16 protein-coding genes are annotated in these 13,757 nt (G+C 64.1%); 13 read left to right on the forward strand and 3 right to left on the reverse strand.

Annotation, left to right across the window (positions count from 1 at the left end):
* Positions 1-17: 17 nt before the first annotated feature.
* Positions 18-1,088, reverse strand: a complete 1,071-nt coding sequence (locus tag ACSQ3L_RS15065; protein ID WP_436160671.1) for a sensor histidine kinase — start codon at positions 1,086-1,088, stop codon at positions 18-20.
* 134 nt (positions 1,089-1,222) lie between these two features.
* Positions 1,223-1,480, reverse strand: coding sequence for a hypothetical protein (locus ACSQ3L_RS15070; protein ID WP_023814060.1), 258 nt, complete (start codon positions 1,478-1,480; stop codon positions 1,223-1,225).
* A 56-nt stretch (positions 1,481-1,536) separates the two neighbouring features.
* Between ACSQ3L_RS15070 and ACSQ3L_RS15075 the strand changes: the two genes are divergently transcribed.
* The 10 genes from ACSQ3L_RS15075 (at position 1,537) to ACSQ3L_RS15120 (ending at position 10,635) form a co-directional block, all read left to right on the forward strand.
* A complete protein-coding gene (locus ACSQ3L_RS15075; protein ID WP_436160672.1) occupies positions 1,537-1,833 on the forward strand; it encodes a DUF982 domain-containing protein in 297 nt (98 codons plus the stop codon).
* A gap of 219 nt (positions 1,834-2,052) precedes the next feature.
* On the forward strand, positions 2,053-2,778 hold the full coding sequence (locus ACSQ3L_RS15080; RefSeq protein ID WP_436160673.1) for a GntR family transcriptional regulator: 726 nt from the start codon (positions 2,053-2,055) through the stop codon (positions 2,776-2,778).
* 3 nt (positions 2,779-2,781) lie between these two features.
* Positions 2,782-3,822: an ADP-ribosylglycohydrolase family protein gene (locus ACSQ3L_RS15085; protein WP_436160674.1), complete on the forward strand. Its 1,041-nt coding sequence runs from the start codon at positions 2,782-2,784 to the stop codon at positions 3,820-3,822.
* Entirely contained in the window at positions 3,819-4,790 is a 972-nt protein-coding gene (locus ACSQ3L_RS15090; RefSeq protein ID WP_436160675.1) for a PfkB family carbohydrate kinase, read from the forward strand. The genes ACSQ3L_RS15085 and ACSQ3L_RS15090 overlap by 4 nt, the downstream gene beginning before the upstream one ends.
* A 57-nt stretch (positions 4,791-4,847) precedes the next feature.
* Complete coding sequence (locus tag ACSQ3L_RS15095) at positions 4,848-5,909, forward strand: ABC transporter substrate-binding protein (RefSeq protein ID WP_436160676.1); 1,062 nt, start codon at positions 4,848-4,850, stop codon at positions 5,907-5,909.
* A gap of 67 nt (positions 5,910-5,976) precedes the next feature.
* Positions 5,977-6,840 carry an ABC transporter permease gene (locus ACSQ3L_RS15100; protein ID WP_127270909.1) on the forward strand — a complete coding sequence of 288 codons (864 nt, stop codon included), beginning with the start codon at positions 5,977-5,979 and terminating at the stop codon, positions 6,838-6,840.
* Complete coding sequence (locus ACSQ3L_RS15105; protein WP_436160677.1) at positions 6,840-7,628, forward strand: ABC transporter permease; 789 nt, start codon at positions 6,840-6,842, stop codon at positions 7,626-7,628. Before ACSQ3L_RS15100 ends, ACSQ3L_RS15105 begins: the two co-directional genes overlap by 1 nt.
* Entirely contained in the window at positions 7,628-8,692 is a 1,065-nt protein-coding gene (locus ACSQ3L_RS15110) for an ABC transporter ATP-binding protein (protein WP_436160678.1), read from the forward strand. Before ACSQ3L_RS15105 ends, ACSQ3L_RS15110 begins: the two co-directional genes overlap by 1 nt.
* Positions 8,693-8,929: 237 nt before the next feature.
* A complete protein-coding gene (locus ACSQ3L_RS15115; RefSeq protein ID WP_436160679.1) occupies positions 8,930-10,180 on the forward strand; it encodes an aconitase X in 1,251 nt (416 codons plus the stop codon).
* A complete protein-coding gene (locus ACSQ3L_RS15120; protein WP_436160680.1) occupies positions 10,177-10,635 on the forward strand; it encodes an aconitase X swivel domain-containing protein in 459 nt (152 codons plus the stop codon). The genes ACSQ3L_RS15115 and ACSQ3L_RS15120 overlap by 4 nt, the downstream gene beginning before the upstream one ends.
* Here ACSQ3L_RS15120 and ACSQ3L_RS15125 read toward each other — a convergent pair.
* Positions 10,596-10,856 (reverse strand): SIP domain-containing protein, encoded by a 261-nt coding sequence (locus ACSQ3L_RS15125; RefSeq protein ID WP_436160681.1) that lies wholly within the window; start codon positions 10,854-10,856, stop codon positions 10,596-10,598. The two genes, ACSQ3L_RS15120 and ACSQ3L_RS15125, sit on opposite strands and share 40 nt — an antisense overlap.
* A 330-nt stretch (positions 10,857-11,186) precedes the next feature.
* Here ACSQ3L_RS15125 and ACSQ3L_RS15130 point away from each other — a divergent pair, with 330 nt between their 5' ends.
* The 3 genes from ACSQ3L_RS15130 to ACSQ3L_RS15140 are packed head-to-tail and all read left to right on the forward strand — an operon-like array spanning position 11,187 to position 13,741.
* Positions 11,187-11,783 (forward strand): thioredoxin family protein, encoded by a 597-nt coding sequence (locus ACSQ3L_RS15130; protein ID WP_436160682.1) that lies wholly within the window; start codon positions 11,187-11,189, stop codon positions 11,781-11,783.
* A 9-nt stretch (positions 11,784-11,792) separates the two neighbouring features.
* On the forward strand, positions 11,793-13,418 hold the full coding sequence (locus ACSQ3L_RS15135) for an FAD-binding protein (protein WP_436160683.1): 1,626 nt from the start codon (positions 11,793-11,795) through the stop codon (positions 13,416-13,418).
* Entirely contained in the window at positions 13,415-13,741 is a 327-nt protein-coding gene (locus tag ACSQ3L_RS15140; RefSeq protein WP_436160684.1) for a 4Fe-4S binding protein, read from the forward strand. The genes ACSQ3L_RS15135 and ACSQ3L_RS15140 overlap by 4 nt, the downstream gene beginning before the upstream one ends.
* Positions 13,742-13,757: the final 16 nt, after the last annotated feature.

Below are 13,757 nucleotides of genomic sequence, written 5' to 3' on the forward strand. Positions count from 1 at the left end.
GCATCGTGGTAGCGGCTTTACGCCGCTCGCGGCACTCGTGAGGTGAACGTCGCCCGGGTGACCGACACGCTGGTGCCGGCAGTGTCGCTGATCACTTCCACCTTGGCCTCCAACTGTTTGACCAGTGCTTCCACGATGGCTGTTCCAAGACCGGTAGCCGGTATGTCGTTGGCGATCTTGCCGACGCCATTGTCCGAAACCGTCAGTTTCCAGTCGCTGCCGGCGGTCTCGTAGCTCACCTGGATGCGAGCGCCGGACCTCGCCTTGGGGAAGGCATATTTGATGGCGTTGAGGACGAGTTCGGTGACGATCAGTCCCAGGCTGACGGCCCTTTGCGAATCCATCCTGCCGCCTTCGACCGTCACGGTGACTGTGATCGGCTGGGCTTCGCCGATCATCGACGAGGCGAGGCTGCTGCACAGTTTCGGAAGATAAGAGCCGACGTCGATCTCGTCGATGCCGGCCGAGGTGTGGAGATGGCGCTGCACTTCGGCCACGGACAGAACGCGTTGGTGGGCGTCCTTGAGATGCTGGCGCGTCTCTTCCGAAGTGACCGAGCGTGCCTTCAGCAACAGGATCGAGGCAATGATCTGCAGGCTGTTGGCAACCCGATGCTCCATCTCGCGCAGCAGCACGTCCTTCTGCCGAAGCAGATCCTCGGTGCGGCTGAGCAGCTCTTCCTTCTCCCGCTCGATGATACGACGGGCCGTTATGTCATTGAAGGCGAGAAGAATGGTGATGGCCGAACTGTGGTCGTAAAGCACCTTGCGGGCATTGAGCAGCATGGTGCGACGGCCGATTCGCGGGAAATCATGTTCGACCTCGAAATCGTCCATGGCGGTCTTCTCGGGAATGATCGTCTCCAGCAACAGGCGAAGTGCAGGAATATCCCACTGACCGTCGCCGAGCGCGTAGAGCAGCGATCCCTGGGTCTGCCCTGGGTCGACTTCGAATGTGTTGTAGAAGGAGCGGCTGGCCGCCAGCACGCGAAACTGCTCATCGAGGACCAGAAATGGCTCGGTGATCGTATTGACGATCGCCTGCGCCAGAGTCTGCGCGTCTTCGATATTCACGATGGGTTGAAACATGGGCACAAGCCAGACGAGCGGCGTTTTTGCCCCCCTACGTCCCGGCTATATACGGTTGCTCGACCGTTGTCGCGAATTGAATGCGCCAGGCCGCCTACACTGAGCGCGGACCCAGATCCTGGCACGCCAATCGATTACTCCATGTCAGGCACGTCGCCGCTGACGAAGAGCGTATTCGGCGGGCCGTATTCGCCCAGCGTCGGGTCGGCCTCGCGGCTCCAGGCGATGACGCCGGCATGCTTTGCCGCCAGAGCCCTGGCGGTGCGTATGGCGCGGTCCTCGCTCTGCTGGTCGGCGGGTCCAAAGGCTGGAAACAACTCGCCATCCTCGCCACGGTCGAATGCGACCACGACAATCAGCCTGGGATTTTTCTGACCACTGGAATCGGACATCTTGCACCTTTGGCGCGGAACCTATCACATTGCGCGGGGTTGAAGGCCGCGAATCGATGAATGCCGACTTTGGGGGTGGCATCGTGCAAGATCAGCGTTTCGATGAGCCGGTCAGGATTGCGCTCGGCCGATCGCGAAACTCGATCTTCAACGTGGAACGAGTTGCTCAAGCCGCCGACATACTGATGAACCGCTGGCCTGTCGCGACCGGGCAAAGGCACATGGTTGCCCGCAAAGTCTGCCTGGCCGTGCTCGAGGGAAAGAAAGAAGCCTCGGCGGCACGCGCGGCGTTCATCAACGCGGCGATCGAGGCGGACATTCTCGTTGAGCCGCGCGAGGTGTCGATACCCTAGCCTGTCCGTTCAAATTGAATCAGGACTTGGCTCTATCCCCTTGATGAATGGCGTCTTTTGGCGATCTTCTCAAGACCTATATCGACCGGCCTGTGAGCGCGTCTTGCAGGCAATCCCCACATTCGTCGCCTGTTTGGCCAGCCTTCAGCATCCCGTTGACATGGCATTCGCATCTCGATATTGAACATGATCATACAGGTTTATTGAACAGGTACCCATGTGAAGCGGCGCGCGGTTCATTTATCTCCCGGCACGGGCAAGCCCGAGCAGATCGCCACTGTTCTCGAACATGAAATCCGCTCCGGCGTTCTTGGCTTCGGCGACCGCCTGCAAAGCGAGAATGAACTTGTCCAGCGCTTCTCCGTCAGCCGCAACACAGTCCGCAAGGGCCTCGAGGAACTGTCCAGCCGCGGACTGATCACCACCAAGGTCGGCATTGGTTCGTTCGTCACCTTCGACGGCAAGCCGGTCGACGACGCCATCGGCTGGTCGCGTGCGCTGGCCAATGCCGGCGCCAATGCCGAGACGCGGACGCTGCGGCTGGAGGTCATCGAGGACGCCGATTTGGCTGCGCTGCTTGGTATCGAAAGCCCGTTCTTCATCGCTGTCGACCGGGTGCGCACCAATGCCAGCGATGGCCATGCGATCTCCATCGAGCGCAGCCGGCTGCCGCTTTCGCCGGAACTGGAGGATGTGCCGCTGCGTGGCCTGCGCGAGGGCTCGCTGCATCAGACGCTGCGCGGCGCCGGCCTCATTGCCGACCATGGCGAGGAATGGGTGGAGATCGAGATGCTGAATGCAGGGGACGCGGCCATCCTCGGCTGCCCGCAAGGCACGCCGTTCCTGCGCGGCCGACGGTTGACGCGTGCCGCCGACGATCGGCCGATCGAATATGTCACCAGCCTGCTCAACCCGGCGCATTTCGCGCTGCATATGAGGTTCTGAGCGATGCCAGATACCGCCAACGACATGCTTGATCGGGCCATGGGCGCGCTCGTCGGCGGAGCGCTTGGAGATGCGCTCGGCATGCCGACGCAACTTTTGTCGCCGGCCCGCATTGCCGAATTCTATGGCCATGTCGAGGATTTCATCGCGCCTTTCGCCGATCACCCGGTGTCGAAGGGGCTGGCTGCCGGCACCATCACCGACGACACCGAACAGGCGCTTCTGCTCGGCCGCATTTTGGTCGAATCCGGCGACCGCTTCGACCACACGCGCTGGGTCAATGCACTGCTCGACTGGGAGCGCGAGGTCAAGGCGCGCGGCAGCTATGATCTTTTGGGGCCGTCGACCAAGCGCGCCATCGACGCCATCAACAATGGCGTGCCGGCAGAGGAAGCGGGACGTAGCGGCGACACCAACGGTGCGGCGATGCGCATCGCGCCAGTCGGCGTCATGATGCCGCTCGAACCGTTGGAAGCGTTCGTCGCCAAGGTGGCGGAGACCTGCAGGGCGACGCACAACACCTCGATCGCCATCGCCTCCGCCGCCGCCGTTGCCGCCGCCGTCAGCCGCGGCGTCGCTGGCGGCGGCTGGCGTGCCGCTTCCGCCAGCGCCGTCGCGGCGGCGAGGCGAGGGGCGACGCTCGGCCATTGGGTCACCGGCGGCGACATCGCCGCGCGAATTGTGTGGGCGCAGGACATCGTACGCGGCAAGGCGGTCAGGGATGCGATCAGGCTGATCACCGATCTGGTCGGCACCGGCGTCGCCAGCCAGGAATCGGTCCCCGCTGCCTTCGCGGTGCTGGAAATCGCCCGCGGCGATCCATGGCAAGCGGCGGTCATCAGCGCCAATCTCGGTGGTGATACCGACACGATCGGCGCCATTGCGGCCGGCATGGCCGGCGCCTGCACCGGCTTTTCCCGATTGCCGCAACAACACATCGCCCGGCTCGTGGGCATCGACATGTCGGAGGTTCGCGCCCTTGTTGACGATCTTGTGGCGGCGCGAGTAGCAAAAACCCAGTCCGGCAAGGATGCCGCGGCATGAGCGGTCGTCTCGTGCATGTCGGCAGTGCGGTGGTCGACTACGTCTATCGTATCGACGCCTTGCCGGCACCCGGCACGGAGAAGACCGCATCGAGCTTCGCCCAGGTCGCCGGTGGCGGCTTCAACATGATGGTCGCGGCCGCCCGCACCGGCATGCAGGTGGTGTTCGGCGGCCAGCTCGGCAGTGGATCCAATGGCGACTTCCTGCGCGCCGCTTTCATGGCCGAGGGCATCGCGACGCTGACGCCGCCATCGCCCTTGATGGACAGTGGCAATTGCGTCGCCATGATCTCGAGCGACGCCGAACGCACCTTCGTCTCGTGGCCAGGTGCGGAGAGCGTACTCGGCCTCGATATGATGGCGCCGGTCGTGGTGGCGCCGGGAGACTGGGTGTTCGCCTCCGGCTATACGCTGAGCTATCCCAAGAGCCGCGATGCGCTCACCGACTGGATCGAGGCGCTGCCGCCAGATGCTCCGCTCGTCTTCGACCCGACGCCGGTCATCTCGGACATTCCACGCTCGATCCTGTCGCGGGTGCTTGCCCGCACCACATGGCTGAGCTGCAACACGACGGAAGCGGCCGAGATTGCCGGCTCGGGCGATGTCGAGGCTGCCTCAGCACGACTTCTCGCCGACCACTGCCCGAAAGCTGACGGTGTCGTCATTCGAGCCGGCGCCAAGGGCTGCCATATCAGGCTGGCCGACGGCTCGGCGCAAACCATTGCCGGCTTCAAGGTCACCGCGATCGACACCAATGGCGCCGGCGACACGCATATCGGGGCTTTCGTCAGCGCGCTGGCGGGCGGCGCGCCGCCCTTTGAGGCAGCGCGCCAAGCCAACGCGGCGGCGGCCATTTCCGTCACCCGCCACGGCGGCTCTTCGGCGCCGACGAATCGCGAAATCCAGACATTCCTGAGCCATGCCGCCGACCCGTCGGGGGCAGGCCGGACACAGAAGGCCAATGCATAACAGCTGGAAAGCCTGACAAGCCCGGCAAAGCGGGCAAAACACAGAGAGGAACCAACCATGCGCATGCCTGACTTGACTGCTCTGCTGACGGCGACCGCCGTCTTTACCTCCGCACTCGCCTTCGCCGCCAAGGCCGACGAAGTGCACGTGCTCAACTGGAAGGGCTACGGCACCGACGAGCCGTGGGCCGTCGAGGCTTTCGAAAAGGCGACCGGCAACAAGGTCGTCAACGACTTCTTCAATTCCGAACAGGAAATGCTGACCAAGATCCGGACCAATCCCGGCCTCTACGACGTGGTCATGATCAACGCCGCCTTCAACGACCAGGCGATGGACGGTAAGCTGATCCAGCCGATTGATGTGTCGAAACTGCCGAACTACGCCGACATCAGCAAGGATAAGGCGGGATCGCCGATGCTCGTCCATGACGGCAAGGTCTATGGCGTGCCGTGGGTGTGGGGCCTGACGGCACTCGCCATCAACGAAAAATCCTTCGACAAGCCGCCAACGAGCATCGCCGAGATGTGGGATGCCGCTCACAAGGGCCGCGTCGTCATTCGCGACGACGCCGTCGAGGCGGTGCAGTTCGGCGCTATAGCCACCGGCCAGAACATCAACGACATCAAGGATATGGACGCGGTCAAGGCAAAGCTGACTTCGCTGATGCCGCAGATCAAGACCTTCTGGAGTTCCGAGAACGACTGGAACCAGATGGTCGCCTCCAACCAGATCGACATCGGCACCTATTGGAGCGGCTCGGCCGATCGCGCCAAGACGCATTTCAAGCTGCCGGTCTCGCTGGTGGTGCCGCGGGAGGGCGCCGTTGCCTGGCTCGACGCGTTTTCCATTCCGGTCGATGCTAAGAACGTCGCCGGGGCAGAGGCCTTCATCAACTACATGATCGACCCGAAATTCTATGTCGAATGGGTCACCAAGGTCGGCGCTCCAGTCTCGGCCAACACCAAGGCGGTAGAAGCACTGCCCGAGGATGCCTTCAACCGCAAGGTCATGGGCGACCCCGAAGTGGCCAAGCGCATCCAGTTCCAGGCGCCGATCACCGACGCCCAGCGCGAGGCCTATCTGGCGCTCTGGCAGCAGCTCAAGGTCGATGTGAAATAAAGCCGACATCCGGGTCAGCCGGCGGTTCGCGCCGGCTGGTTCTTTCAATCCTGGGAAGGAGGGTTCGATGGCAGCCGCGACAGCGTCGCGAAGCGGGCTGAGATCGGCATTGCCGCTGCTGGCGCCTGCCTATCTCTGGCTGACGGTGGCGATCTTCCTGCCGCTGTCGGCCATGGTCTTCTTCTCGTTCATGACCGAGCTGCCTTTGTCGGGAAAGCCGTGGGCATTCACGCTCGGAAACTATGCCGCCTTCTTCTCGCAGAGCCTCTATCTAACGCTGCTGCTCGCCTCGCTGCGCCTAGGCCTCGAAGTGACGCTGTGGTGCATCGTCATCGGTTATCCCGCCGCCTATGTGCTGGCAAAGGTGCTGAAAGGGCGCAGCCGCGAGGCGATCTTCCTGCTCGTCATCTTGCCGTTCTGGTCGAACGGGCTTGTACGTATCTTTTCCTGGGCGATGGTCTTGCGAGAGGGCGGCATTCTCGACACCGCGCTCAACGCCGTGCTGCCGTTCAAGATCAACATTGATCTCATGTATTCCTATCCGGCCGTCATCATCGGGCTGGTGCATTCCTATGTGCCCTACATGGTGCTGACCTGCTATCTCACGCTGCAGGCGATCGATGACTCGCTGATCGAGGCCGGGCGCTCGCTTGGCGCTTCACGGCTGCAGGTGCTGAAGCGGGTGATCATTCCGCTGTCGATGCCGGGATTGGTGGCGGGTGCGGCTTTGATCTTCGTGCCCGTCGTTGGTTCGTTCATGGAACCGCGCATACTCGGCGGCCGCACCGGCACCTTCTACGGCACGGTCATCGAGGACCAGTTCGTCGCCGTGTTCAACTGGCCGCTCGGTGCAGCACTCTCCTTCATCCTGCTGGCCGTGGTGCTGGTCATCCTGGCGGTTGCCTCGCCGGTGCTGCGGAGGGCCGCGTGATGGCGACGACCCGCATCCTCGAAGGGCTCGGCCGCCTCTACATCGGTCTGCTGCTCGCCTTCCTCTATCTGCCGATCATCATCATGGCGCTGATGTCGTTCAACGTTTCACCGTTCTACCAATTGCCGTTCGAATGGACGACGGAGTGGTACGCCTCGCTGTGGCAGAACGACCAGCTGATCGCGGCCACCTGGAACAGCGTCGAGATCGCGATCATCACCACGATCATCTGCGTCGTGCTCGGCTCGGCGGCGTCGCTGGCGCTCTATCGCTACGAATTCCGCGGCAAGAAATTCCTGCAGGCGTTGCTGTTTCCACCGATCGCCATTCCGTGGCTGATCACCGGCACGGCGATGCTGATCTTCTTCTTCGGCGTCGGCATCGGCCGCGGCCTGCATGCGATCCTGCTCGGCCATGTCGCATTGGCGCTGCCCTACGTCATCGTCGTCGTCTCGGCCCGGCTGCAAACCTTCGCGCCGGAGCTGGAAGAGGCAGCGCGCTCGCTCGGCGCCAGCCAGTGGCAGGTGACGAGGCGCGTCACGCTGCCGTGGATCATGCCAGGCGTCATCGCCGGCGGGCTGTTTGCGTTTGCCGTGTCGTTCGACCAGTTCGTGGTGTCCTATTTCCTGGCAACGCCAGGGCAGACGACGTTGCCGGTCGAAATCTACGCCGCGATCCGCAAGGGTTTCACGCCCGAGATCAATGCGGTCTCGACGATCATCATTGTCGTGTCGATGGCGCTGATGCTGCTCACGGCGCGGTTCTTCAAATTCGGCGGAGAGAAATAATGGCCGGCGTGCAGGTATCTGATGTCTCGCGCAGTTTTGGCGCACACAAGGCGCTGGACAATGTCTCCATCGATTTCGCCGATGGCGGCTTCTATGCGCTGCTCGGGCCATCGGGCAGCGGCAAGACGACGCTGCTCAGACAGATCGCCGGTTTCGATTTTCCCGATTCTGGCCGCATCGCCATCGGCGGCGAAAGCGTCGAGCGGGTGCCGGTCGAAAAGCGCCGCATCGGCATGGTGTTCCAGAACTATGCGCTGTTTCCCAATATGAGCGTCGCCGACAATGTCGCCTTCGGCCTGTCTGTGCGTGGCGAGGCCAAGGCGGTGATTGCTACCGAGGTGCAGCGCGCGCTCGATCTGGTGCAGCTCGGCAAACTCGGTGGGCGGCGTCCGCACCAACTCTCCGGCGGCCAGCGCCAGCGTGTTGCGCTGGCTCGCGCGATCGTCACCAAGCCGCGCGTGCTTTTGCTCGACGAGCCGCTCGGCGCGCTCGACAAAGCGCTGCGCGTCGATATGCAGATCGAGCTCAAGCGCATCCAGCGCGAGATAGGCATCACCACCATCTTCGTCACCCATGACCAGGAAGAAGCGCTGACGATGAGTGACCGCATCGGCATATTGCGCGACGGCAAGCTGGTGCAGGAAGGACCACCGGAGGAGATCTATAACAGGCCGAAGAGCGAATTCGCCGCCACCTTCCTCGGCGACGCCAACATTTTTCGCGGTGACACGACAGGCAATGGCATTCGACTTGCGGACGGTACGGCGATCGCCGCGGGGGCGGGTGCGAAGATTGCCGCCGGCGCCAAGGCCAGTTGCGCCGTGCGGCCAGAACGCATCCGCATCACGACGGATGCCGGGGCTTCGGACGGCAATGCCAACACCCTCAAGGGGCAGGTCTCCAAGCGCATCTTCGCCGGCAACAACAGCACTTACTTCGTTGAGCGTGGCGGCCAGACGTTGAAGGTGATTGTGCAGAATACTGGTGCCGACAGACTGGCGGAGGGCCAGGAGGTGGTGCTCAGTTGGTCGCCGGAGAGTACGGTGCTGATTGCGGCGGGTTAAGTAGGACTGTGGACGGATGGGACGGCTGGCGTTCCGTGGCGCCCCCCTCTGTCCTGCCGGACATCTCCCCCTCAAGGGGGGAGATCGGCTGTTATCGTTGGTTTCGCAAATCTCCCGCGTTGCAAACGGTGCAATAAGGCCGAAGCTGCCGATCTCCCCCCTTGTGGGGGAGATGCCCGGTAGGGCAGAGGGGGGCGCTGTCCCGCCGTCCTTTCGAATAACGAGCCCGGAGCTGCCATGACGCTGGAATTAACGGCACAGGACCGGTCCATGCTCGACGGCGAGCAAGGCTCATCCGCGGCCGCCGCCATGAAAATCCTGGTCGCGTTTTCCAAGGCGGTCGGGGCGGGCAGCCTGCTTGATATTTCCGGCGCGCATATCGATGGCTGTCTCTACCATGGCAAGGCCGGTCTCGATTTCGTCGAGCGGCTGGTCGAAGGCGGTGGCCGTGTCCAGGTGCCGACGACGCTGAATGTTGGTTCGTTCGATCTCATCCATCCCGGCATGGTCAAAATGCCGGCAACGGAAGAGGTGCCGGCGCGACGGTTGATGAAGGCGCATCTGGAGCTTGGTTGCCAGGCGACATTCACCTGCGCGCCCTACCAGACGCGCTTCCGGCCAGCCTTTGGTCAGCAGATCGCCTGGGGCGAGTCCAACGCCATCGTCTTTGCCAATTCGGTCATCGGCGCGCGCACCAACCGCTATGGCGATTTCATCGATCTGTGCTGCGCCATGACTGGGCGCGCGCCGGCCTGGGGCCTGCATCTGAGCGAGAACCGGCGCGGCCGGATCTTGTTCGAGCTGGCCATTGCCGACCCCGAGCCGAGCGACAGCCTGTTCGTCGGCATCGGGCTGGTGATCGGGCAAGCGAGTGGCGACCGGATTCCGGTGATGGCAGGCCTGCCGCAACCGCGCGATGAGGACCAACTGAAGGCGCTGGGGGCGGCGGCGGCAACGACGGGTGCTGTGGCGCTGTTCCATGCGGTCGGCATCACACCGGAAGCGAGAACGCTGGACGAGGCGTTTCAGGGTCATGCGCCTGACGAGACGATCCGCATCAGCCGCGCCGACATCGATCATGCGCTGGCCAGGCTATCGACCGTGCCCGCTGGCGCGCCGCTGGCGGCCGTGTCGCTCGGCACGCCGCATTTTTCGCATGAGGAATGGATGCGGCTGTTGCCGCTGCTGCGCGAGGCAGCACCCGGCAGGGGTATCCCGATCTACGTCAACACCGGTCGCGCGACGCTGGCGCGATTGCAGGAGGAGGGCGCGCTGGCGGGCATGGAGGCGTTCGGCCTGATCCCGGTCGCCGACACCTGCACCTATGTCACCTCGATCCTGGAACGCCTCGACGGCGTGGTGATGACCAATTCCGGCAAATGGGCGCATTATGCGCCGAGCAATATCGGCGTGTCCGTCGCTTTTGCCGAGATGAGGGATTGTATCCGCTCAGCAGCAGTCGGGCATGTCGTGCGGAGCGCCTTATGACGCGACCGATGGAACGAAGCGGCACCTTCCAACTGGCCGGCGAAGCCCAGGGTAAGGCGCTGGTGTTTTCGCAACCGCTCAGTTTTTGGGGCGGCATCGATGCAGAGACCGGCGACATTTCAGACCATTCGCATCCGGGTCTCGGCCAGAATGTCGCCGGCAGGATCCTGGTCATGCCGAGCGGGCGCGGCTCGTCGTCTTCGTCCTCGGTGCTGGCCGAGGCAATCCGCCGGGGCACGGCGCCGGCCGGCATCCTTTTGGAGCGGCCCGACCCGATCCTGGTGGTTGGCGCCATCGTTGCCGAATTTCTCTATGACATTCGCATGCCGCTGGTGGTGTGCGATATTTCGAACCTTGTCTCCGGTGATCAAATTGATATCGGCGTCGGCAAAGACGGCGGGCCGATCATTAGAGTTCACCCCGCCATCAAGCCAGCCGCGCCGCGCCGCCAATAGGCGGCCGCCAGCGTTTGATCGCGACCAAGCCCCAACATATCGCGCCAATATTCGCGTACGATCTTGGCGGCAGCTGCTTCGGCCTCGAACCAGCCGAAGGCCGAACCGTCCTGTGGCCACGCCACCGCGCGGACAGCCTCGGCCAGCAATCTGTCCTCGCCCGCCGGTACGCCGCCCCTTGTCAGCCAATGCAGCTCGATGCCGGAGGCGTTGTTGATCACCTGCCTTTCACCGACCTGGCGAAGGCGCTCTATCCGGAATGGGAATGATGCCCCGAAAATCGGAAGGCAGTTCGGCGGAGCAGTATCAATTTGCTCGCCGAACCGTTTGCCTTCGATAAATCCTATCCGTCCGGATTTCTCCGGATGGGCTTCCGCCCGAACAAACTTGGCGGCTCGGTATAAAACATTGGCACGATATTCTAAGCCGCGCGGTTGACCGCGAATGCGCTCTCCGACCTATAATTATACTAAATTCATAGACTAACTGCGAACGCTCAGAGCACTCGCACTTTGGCCTGTGAAAACCGGCTGCACAAAGGGAGCGCATCGATGCCCAAGACAGAATCCAACCCGATTGACCTTGGCACAAGGGCCGCCGACTTCCTGTTGCCCGACGCGCAAGGCGTGCTGCACCGGCTCGCCGATTTCGATGCCAAGCCGGCCCTGCTGGTCGCCTTCATCTCCAACCGCTGCCCGTTCGTCGTGCTGATCCGCGAGCAGCTTGCCGCTTTCGCCAGGGAGTATGCTGGCAAGGGGCTGCAAGTGGTGGCGATCAACGCCAACGACCACGAAGCGCATCCGGAAGAAACGCTCGCCCGCATAGGCGAGGAGGCCGAGAAATTCGGCTATTCTTTCCCCTATCTCAAAGACGCTTCACAGCAGACGGCCAAGGCCTATGGCGCGGCCTGCACACCCGACTTCTTCCTGTTCGATGCCGAAAGGCGGCTCGCCTATCACGGCCAGTTCGACGATGCGCGGCCGGGCAACGGCAAGCCGGTGACGGGTGCCGATCTGCGCGCGGCGGTCGATACGGTGCTGGAGGGCGGCAGACCCGATGCAAGCCAAGTGCCGTCGATCGGCTGCAACATCAAGTGGAGCGCCGGCAACGAGCCAGCGTGGTCCTCCAGCGCCGCTCGCGCCGCGTAGCCGGTATCCATGCCCAAGCCGCAGAAATCCGCTTCCGACAGCTTGCACCTCCAGGCCAACGTGCTGGTGCTGGGCGGCGGTCCGTCGGCGGCCTGGGCGGCTGTCGCGGCGGCCGAGAGCGGCGCCAAAGTGGTGCTGGCCGACAAGGGTTATCTCGGCACCAGCGGCGCCACCGCGCCGTCCAACACCGGCACCTGGTGCGTGCCGCCGGGCGACAACAGGCATTCCGTGGTCGAGCGGCGCTGGCAGCGCACCGGCGAACTCGCCGATCCGCGCTGGATGCTGCGCTGCGTCGATACCGCCTACCGCAATTTGCTCAGGCTGTCCGAATGGGGCTATCCCTTCCCGAGTGAGGATGACGGCCGGCTCTACATCGCCAATCTGCGCGGGCCGGACTATATGCGCTTCATGCGCCGCCGGGTGCTGTTGGCCGGCGTCACCGTGCTCGACCACCACCCCGCGCTCGAACTTCTGTCGGACGGCGATGCCATCGTCGGCGCCGCCGGTGTCGCCAGGCAGATCGGCCAGGACTGGCGCGTCGACGCCAACGCGGTGGTGCTGGCGACCGGCGGCTGCGCGTTCCGCGAACGCATTCTCGGCGCGACCGGCCTGACCGGCGACGGCTATCTGATGGCGGCTGAAGCGGGCGCCAGCCTGTCGGGCATGGAGTTCACCGGCAAGTACACGCTGGCGCCCTATGGCTCGTCGCTGAACAAGGGGCTGCCGTTCCGCTGGGCATCGTTCCATCGCGAGGACGGTTCGCCGATCCTCGGCCCGACCGGCGAGCCGTTGCGCAACGGCATCGGCGACCGCGAGGAAGAGGTGGCGCGTGCGCTGATCGACGGCCCGGTCTATGCGCGGCTCGATCAGGCCGAGCCGGCGCTGCAAGGCTGGTTGCGCCAGGGCCAGCCGAATTGCTTCGTACCCTATGACCGCGCCGGCATCGATCCGTTCAGCGAGTTGTTCCGCATCACCTTGCGCGCAGAAGGCACGGTGCGCGGCACCGGCGGCATCGACATCGTCTCCGACGATTGCGCCACCGGCGTGCCCGGCCTCTATGTCGCCGGTGACGCCGCCAGCCGCGAGATCATGACCGGCGCGGTGTCGGGCGGCGGCGCCGTCAATTCATCCTGGGCGCTGGCCAGCGGCTGGTGGGCCGGCAAGGGCGCCTCGACCCATGCAAAGCGTCGAAACGGCAAGGCTTTTCGCGGCACGGTGCAGTCACTCGGCCAAGCCGGCCTGCGGCCAGCGGCATCGCCGCGCGCCGACATCTCGGCGGGCGAAGTCATCGAGGCGGTGCGCAACGAGGTGACACCGCTGGACAAGAATTTCTTCCGCACTGGCGAGACCCTGGAGAAGAGCAGCGAGCGGCTGGAGAGCGTCTGGCGCGACGTGCGCGACCATCTGCAGGGCGAGGGGCTGGACCGGGTCCGCACCCGCGAGGCCGCGTCGATCGCCGCCGCCGGGCGCTGGTCGGTGGCCGCCGCACTGCATCGCACCGAGAGCCGCGGCATGCATCGCCGCACCGACCTACCGGCCAAGAGCCCGGCTTTCGCGCACCGACTGGTCATCACCGGCGTCGATGCGTTCCGCATCGCCGGCACGCCTGAGCGGCTGGCGGAGATGGCGTCATGATCGAGATCGTCTCGGCCACGCGCTGCGTCGAATGCGACATTTGCGTCAAGGTGTGCCCGGCCAACGTCTTCGACGCGACTGACAACGGCGTGCCGGTGATCGCCCGCCAGGACGACTGCCAGACCTGCTTCCTCTGCGAGATCTACTGCCCGACCGACGCGCTTTACGTGGCGGAGTTCGCCGAGGGGTCGACCGGCATCACAGAGACCGAGGCCGACGAGCGCCAGCTGTTCGGCTCCTATGCCCGCGCGCTCGGCTGGAAGCGCGGCAAGGCCGGCGGCTCGGAGTTCGACCCGACGCACCGCATCCGCGTGGCGCAGTGAACCGATCGGAGACAGA

The sequence above is a fragment of the Mesorhizobium sp. LjRoot246 genome (assembly GCF_964254115.1).
Lineage (GTDB): Bacteria > Pseudomonadota > Alphaproteobacteria > Rhizobiales > Rhizobiaceae > Mesorhizobium.

Excerpts from the sequence above, each read along its gene's own strand:
- ACSQ3L_RS15065 (WP_436160671.1), bottom strand. The coding sequence starts at position 1,088 with ATGTTTCAACCCATCGTGAATATCGAAGACGCGCAGACTCTGGCGCAG.
- ACSQ3L_RS15070 (WP_023814060.1), bottom strand. The coding sequence starts at position 1,480 with ATGTCCGATTCCAGTGGTCAGAAAAATCCCAGGCTGATTGTCGTGGTC.
- ACSQ3L_RS15075 (WP_436160672.1), top strand. The coding sequence starts at position 1,537 with ATGAATGCCGACTTTGGGGGTGGCATCGTGCAAGATCAGCGTTTCGAT.
- ACSQ3L_RS15085 (WP_436160674.1), top strand. The coding sequence starts at position 2,782 with ATGCCAGATACCGCCAACGACATGCTTGATCGGGCCATGGGCGCGCTC.
- ACSQ3L_RS15090 (WP_436160675.1), top strand. The coding sequence starts at position 3,819 with ATGAGCGGTCGTCTCGTGCATGTCGGCAGTGCGGTGGTCGACTACGTC.
- ACSQ3L_RS15095 (WP_436160676.1), top strand. The coding sequence starts at position 4,848 with ATGCGCATGCCTGACTTGACTGCTCTGCTGACGGCGACCGCCGTCTTT.
- ACSQ3L_RS15100 (WP_127270909.1), top strand. The coding sequence starts at position 5,977 with ATGGCAGCCGCGACAGCGTCGCGAAGCGGGCTGAGATCGGCATTGCCG.
- ACSQ3L_RS15105 (WP_436160677.1), top strand. The coding sequence starts at position 6,840 with ATGGCGACGACCCGCATCCTCGAAGGGCTCGGCCGCCTCTACATCGGT.
- ACSQ3L_RS15110 (WP_436160678.1), top strand. The coding sequence starts at position 7,628 with ATGGCCGGCGTGCAGGTATCTGATGTCTCGCGCAGTTTTGGCGCACAC.
- ACSQ3L_RS15115 (WP_436160679.1), top strand. The coding sequence starts at position 8,930 with ATGACGCTGGAATTAACGGCACAGGACCGGTCCATGCTCGACGGCGAG.
- ACSQ3L_RS15120 (WP_436160680.1), top strand. The coding sequence starts at position 10,177 with ATGACGCGACCGATGGAACGAAGCGGCACCTTCCAACTGGCCGGCGAA.
- ACSQ3L_RS15130 (WP_436160682.1), top strand. The coding sequence starts at position 11,187 with ATGCCCAAGACAGAATCCAACCCGATTGACCTTGGCACAAGGGCCGCC.
- ACSQ3L_RS15135 (WP_436160683.1), top strand. The coding sequence starts at position 11,793 with ATGCCCAAGCCGCAGAAATCCGCTTCCGACAGCTTGCACCTCCAGGCC.
- ACSQ3L_RS15140 (WP_436160684.1), top strand. The coding sequence starts at position 13,415 with ATGATCGAGATCGTCTCGGCCACGCGCTGCGTCGAATGCGACATTTGC.